The organism is Actinomyces acetigenes (assembly GCF_031296635.1).
GTDB lineage: Bacteria > Actinomycetota > Actinomycetes > Actinomycetales > Actinomycetaceae > Actinomyces > Actinomyces acetigenes.
Window position 1 is genome coordinate 1 of sequence record NZ_JASPFC010000083.1, and the last position, 1890, is coordinate 1890.

Consider the following 1890-nt stretch of genomic DNA (forward strand, 5'->3'; position numbering starts at 1 on the left):
GTCTCAGAAGTGAGGAGACAGCACAGGGGGTTAAGGGTACGAACGCGCGGCTTAAGGTACGAACGCGACGGCGGAGCCGGCGGCGGGCCCCGGCTAGAGCGCGCGGCCGTCGAGGACGTCGGCGACCCAGGAGCGGGCCACGACGAAGTCCTTGTCGCTGGTGCCGGCCAGGACCGCCGTCGGGCGGGCGTCCAGTCGCGGGTAGGAGCCCAGGAACCGCACCACCGGGCAGGTGCGGTGCAGCCCGATGAGGGCGGCCTGGACCCGCTCCTCGCGCACGTGCCCCTCGATATCGATGGAGAAGCGGTAGCGCCCCAGGGAGTCGCCCACAGGCCGGGACTCGATGCGCGAGAGGTTGACGCCGCGGGCGCTGAACTGCTCGAGCATGTCCAGCAGGGCACCGGAGCGGTCGTGCGGGAGGTGGACGAGCAGGGTGGTCTTGTCGGCGCCGGTGGGCTCACCCACGCGGCCCGGCCGAGTCACCTTGACGAAGCGGGTGACGGCGTCGGGGTTGTCCGCCACGCCCCCGGCGATGACCTCCAGCCCGTACTGCTTAGCGGCCAGCGGGTTACACAGGACGGCCTGGAAGCCGGTGTCCCCCTCGGTGGTGGCCAGCGCGCGGGCGGGCGCTGAGGTGGAGGTTCCGGCGACGTACACGGCCTCGGGGAGGTTCTGGTGGACCCAGCCGCGGCACTGGGCCCAGGCGTGCGGGTGGGTGGAGATGGCGCGCACGTCCTCCAGGCGGGTGCCGGGGCGGCCGGCCAGGACGAAGGTGATCGGCACGGCCATCTCGGCGGCGATGACCAGGGGTGTGGAGGCCACGAGGTTGTCCAGCGTGGCGTTGACCCCGCCCTCGACGGAGTTCTCAATGGGCACGACGGCGGCCTCCACCGTGCGCTCGCGCAGGTGGTCCAGGGCGGTGGGCACGTCCGGGCAGGGGTCGAGCTCAACGTCGGCGGGGGCGACCTGGCGCAGCGCCATCTCGGTGAAGGTGCCGGCCGGCCCGAGGAAGGACCAGAGCGGAGCGGGAGCAGTCATGGGCACAGGGTAGCCAGTCCGGGCGGCCGGGTCGGCGGCGGCTTGCTCCGTGAAACGCGGGGTCCTCCCGGGGCCGACCATCGCGTCAGGCTGCAACGACGCTTGCTCCGTGGAACGCAGGGGCCCTCACCGGCGGGTCCGGTCCCGCTGCCGGGCCTGGTCAGGAGGGAACATCCCAGGAGCGTCTGAGCGTCTGCCCCAGGCACCCCATGACTGCATCCTCATGGCCCACAACGGCTAGATCAGCACTAGCCCCCGGCGGACCGCCCACCGGAGCCTTCTCAGGACACCTGGCGCCCTCCCACAGACTCCCCCACCGCGGCCGTCGCAGGACGCCTCGCCCTCCCGCGACGGCGCCAGGCCTGGCAGGCTGGAGCCATGAGTGTCTTCCGCAAGCACGACGACGGCCCGGTCTCCACCACCCTGGAGGCGCAGGGCCTGACCTGGCTCGCCGAGGCGATGGCCGACGGTGGGGCGCACGTGGTGCCGGTGACCAGCGGCCCGGGCTGGCTGGAGGAGCCGCGGCTGACGACGACCAGCGTGACGCCGGCCGGGGCGGAAGCCTTCGGCCGGGCGCTGGCCGTCACCCACGCGGCGGGCGCCCCGGCCTTCGGGGCGGCGCCTCCCGGCTGGGACGGCCGGGCGCAGATGGGCCGCTCGGACATCCGGTTGCGGCCGCACGCCCCCGAGGAGGGCGAGCCGCGCCGCTGGGGCGAGTTCTACGCCGAGGACCGGATCCTGCCCTACCTGCAGCCCAGTCGGGACAATGGCTCGATCAGCGCCGGCGGGGCCCGCGCCGTGGAGCGGCTGTGCGAGCGCCTGCGCGACGGCGACTTCGACACCGACCAGCCG

General features: G+C 73.8%; 1 protein-coding gene and 1 pseudogene. One reads left to right on the forward strand and one right to left on the reverse strand.

The genetic code is table 11. The features are described 5' to 3' along the window. Positions 1 to 93: 93 nt before the first annotated feature. Positions 94 to 1038, reverse strand: coding sequence for a prephenate dehydratase (gene pheA, locus RIV14_RS13540; RefSeq protein ID WP_075373429.1), 945 nt, complete (start codon positions 1036 to 1038; stop codon positions 94 to 96). Positions 1039 to 1416: 378 nt separating this feature from the next. On the opposite strand from pheA, the pseudogene RIV14_RS13545 reads away from it, so the two are divergent. After that, positions 1417 to 1890: pseudogene (locus RIV14_RS13545) on the forward strand (fructosamine kinase family protein); the annotation flags it as partial.